At 73.9% G+C, this 3513-nt stretch carries 3 protein-coding genes; 1 reads left to right on the forward strand and 2 read right to left on the reverse strand.

Annotation, left to right across the window (positions count from 1 at the left end):
- Nucleotides 1-691: 691 nt before the first annotated feature.
- Nucleotides 692-1711, forward strand: coding sequence for a serine hydrolase domain-containing protein (locus ACWJ6R_RS32585; protein WP_449065902.1), 1020 nt, complete (start codon nt 692-694; stop codon nt 1709-1711).
- A 30-nt stretch (nt 1712-1741) separates the two neighbouring features.
- Here ACWJ6R_RS32585 and ACWJ6R_RS32590 read toward each other — a convergent pair whose 3' ends face one another.
- Complete coding sequence (locus tag ACWJ6R_RS32590; protein ID WP_449065903.1) at nt 1742-2200, reverse strand: pyridoxamine 5'-phosphate oxidase family protein; 459 nt, start codon at nt 2198-2200, stop codon at nt 1742-1744.
- A gap of 70 nt (nt 2201-2270) precedes the next feature.
- The gene (locus tag ACWJ6R_RS32595; RefSeq protein ID WP_449065904.1) at nt 2271-3374 is read right to left on the reverse strand and encodes a winged helix DNA-binding domain-containing protein; all 1104 of its coding nucleotides are present in this window, start codon (nt 3372-3374) and stop codon (nt 2271-2273) included.
- Nucleotides 3375-3513 lie beyond the last annotated feature (139 nt).

The following is a 3513-nucleotide window of genomic DNA, read 5'->3' on the forward strand; positions in this document are numbered from 1 at the left end:
CTGGGCACGACCGCGGCCAGCACGCGGGCCACGCGCGCGCCGGTGGGCGCCATGGCGCCGATGGTGAAGGGCCGCTGCAGGGCGGCGCTCACGAACGCCCGCACGTCACCGGAGCGCGTCGCGCGGGGCCGCCTCGTGCGGGGCTGCGTCGCACGAGGCTGCGTCGCACGGGACTGCGTCGCACGGGACTGCGGTACGGCCGGGCGGCCCGGAGCCATGGGTCCCGCCGCCGTGGGACCCGTCGCGGAACCCGCCGATGCGGGCCCCGGAGCAGTCGGCTCCGAGGCCGTGGATCGGACCGGCGTGAGATGCCGGGCGGCCGGAGAAGGTGGCGTGGTGAACGTCATACGGCATGCCCCTCGGCAGTCGGCTGGAAAGGCGACGGCCCGTGCCACCGCCCCTACGGTGGCCCCTGCCCAGCCATGACCGGTGTACTCAAATGCACGCAGGTCGGGCCTCTGTGCGTGGCGTGCCCCGGCACGCGGGCCGGTCCCGGCGCACGGTTCGACGTCCCCGGTGGACACCGGCCGGACACGGTTGGCGTCCGGCGGACCCTGTGGCCCTCCTCAGTGCGCCCTTTTGCGGTCAACCTCAGTTGACACAGGAGCTTCACGTCAACCAACATTGACGCCATGACCGGAATCGACCGATCGCCCGTATCCGGGCCGTCCGGACACCTGGAGCAGCCGCGATGACCACCACCACCTCCCTGGACGACCTCGTGCGCCGTGCCGCCGACCGGCTCGCCGCCAAGCGACGCGGGGCCGTCGCGGTCGGCGCGGTCCTCGGCGAGGAGAGCGCGACGCACGGCGCCGACCCGGGCACCCTGTTCGAGATCGGCTCGATCAGCAAGACCTTCACCTCCCTGGCCCTGGCCCGGCTGGCCGTACGCGGCGAGGTCGCCCTCGACCAGCCGCTGCGCGACCTGCTGCCCGAGGGCACCGCCGTACCGGGGCGCGACGGCGAGGGCATCGGGCTGGTCCACCTGGCCTGCCACACCTCGGGCCTGCCCAAACTGCCCAGGGGGCTGCTGCCGCGCGGCCTGTTCAGCTCCGACCCCTACGCCGGCTGCACTCCCGGGATGCTGCTGGAAGGGCTGGGCCGTACCCGGTTGCGCTCGGCGCCGGGACGCCGCTTCCGCTACTCCAACCTCGGCGCCGGCCTGCTCGGCCTGGCCCTGGCCCGCCGCACCGGCGGCGGCACGGGCTCCGGCGCCGACTACGACGAGCTCGTCCAGGCGGAGATCTGCCGGCCGCTCGGCCTGGCCGACACCCGGGTGGTCCTCGACGCCGGCCGCACCGCCCGGCTGGCACCCGGCCACTCCCGCCTGGGCAGGCCCCGCCCCCGGTGGAACCTGGCCGCGCTCGCCGGAGCGGGCGGCCTGCACTCCACCGTGCCCGATCTGCTCCGGTTCGCACGCACCCAGTTCGGCGACGCGCCGGACGGGCTCGCCGAGGCCGTGGCCCTCACCCACTCCACCGGCCACCGCATCACCGGCGGCGCGACGGTCCGCCCCGGCTGGATCGAGCTGCGGCAGCCTCCTGGCCGGGGCGAGCACCGGACCCTGTTCCACAACGGCGGCACCGGCGGCTACCGCTCCCTGCTGGCCGTCTCCCCCGAGCGCCGGGCCGCGGTCGTCGTGCTCAGCGCCGACGCGCGGTCACCCGACCGCGTCGGCATGGACCTGCTCGCCGAACTGGCCACCCGCTGACGGGCCCCGCCGCTCTCCGACCGCCTCGGGTCAGGGGACGAGCCACCGCCCGTCGCGCATGAGGTCGCGCCCTTCGAGCTCGTTGACCTCGCGCCAGGCCTGGATCCACCGGGGGCGGACCCGGAAGTAGCGGTAGGAGTCACCGCTCTTCCTCGGGTCGAAGCCGGTCTTGACGGCGAAGGCGTCGCCCACCTCGTCCGGGATCTCGGAGATCTCCAGCGCCTGCACGGTCCCCTCGATCAGGACGACGTCCCGGGTCTGCCCGATGCCGAGGCGGACCGTGCCGCCGGCCAGCAGGTTCCGGCCGGTCGGGGTGGAACTCGATGTGGACAGCAGCAGGGTCTCGCCGTCCCAGAGGAAGGAGAGCGGCACCATGCAGGGGCTTCCGCTCTCCCCGTCCGCCGTGGCCACCCACGCGTCGACGTCGCGTTCCAGCCGGTCGAGGGTGTCCTGCTTGCGCTGCTCAGGGGTACGGGCGGGCGGGTTCATGCGGGGACGGCCTCCTGATCGCCTTCGAAGATCGGCACCGACGCTACCCGAGCCGGGAGGGCGGAGGAGCTCAGACGATCCGGGCGGTGCGCGCCCCGATGAAGGGCAGCAGGCGTTCCGCCTCCGCGAGCACCGCTCCGGGGTCGGCGAGCGACCGGAACGGCGAGACGAGCACGGCCCCGTCCTCCAGCGTCCACGTGCCTTCGACGAAGCCGTCCACGAGGAAGGCCGGGACGCCGCCCGAGGCCGCCGGAGCGATGCGCCTGCGGTCCTCCTCGCTGATCACCCGCGTGCGGTCCCGGTGCCCGAGCAGGACGTTGTCGAACGCGGGCAGGAACCGTACCGGGGCGGGCAGCCCGGCGTCCGCGAGCGTCGCCTCCGGCACGTCGAACAGCTCCTTGCCCTCCTCGTCCCGGTAGACGCGCAGGCGCGGCCTGAGCCCCTCCACCACCTCGCGCAGGCGGGTCACCCCGGACCAGGCCTGCACGTCCATGACGCTCGCCGGCCCGAACGCCGCCAGATAGCGCACGATCATCGTCTCGAGCCGCCGCTCCGCGGCCATGGGGACACCCGTCCACGCCTCCGCGCGGGTCACCTCGATCGAGGGACGGTTCCTCCACGCTCCCCAGACGCCGGCCGACGGGCCGTGGACGAGCGGCTCCAGCAGCTCCACCGCGTCGGCGAGCCGGCGCGCGTGGCGTCCGGGGAACCGCTCGCCGAGCGACCGGCCGAGTTCGCCCCGTGTCAGCGTCCGGCCGCCGAGGACCTCCCTGCCGGCCCGCGCCAGCTCGTCGAGATCGACTCCCTCGATCTCCTGCGCGTAGTAGGAGTGCCGCAGGGCGGCGCCGACGACGGGCTCGACCGCGGGCCGCAGCCAGGCGAAGTCGTGGGCGCACACCAGGTGCACGGTCCTGCGGATCGCCGTCGAACGCACCACGGCGCGATCGTGGATCAGCGCCTCCAGCCGCTCGTGCCGGAACCCGTCGATGCGCGTCCACAGCCCGACGTACGGCCAGTTGGGTTCCTGCCCCTGCACGGCGACCAGATGCCGGAGCACGTCCAGGGGTGCGCGGGAGGTACGGCCCAGCAGGAACTGCCGGTCGAGGAGGGTGCGGTTGAGGACGCGCCGGGAGATGATCAATGGTCCGCCTTCGGGAGGGGTGCGGCGTTTCACCGATGATCTCATCGACGCCGTTCCCCGAGACTCAGGCGGCACGAAGCCTCAGGCGGCACGAAGCCTCAGGCGGCACGAAGCCTCAGAGGGAGTTTTGTGAGGGATTGTCCTCATCTGGGTTCCCTTGGAGGTGAGGGTC

The organism is Planomonospora algeriensis (genome assembly GCF_977012225.1).

Bases quoted from the DNA above. Each gene is read 5' to 3' on its own strand.
- ACWJ6R_RS32585 (WP_449065902.1), top strand. From the start codon at position 692: ATGACCACCACCACCTCCCTGGACGACCTCGTGCGCCGTGCCGCCGAC.
- ACWJ6R_RS32590 (WP_449065903.1), bottom strand. From the start codon at position 2,200: ATGAACCCGCCCGCCCGTACCCCTGAGCAGCGCAAGCAGGACACCCTC.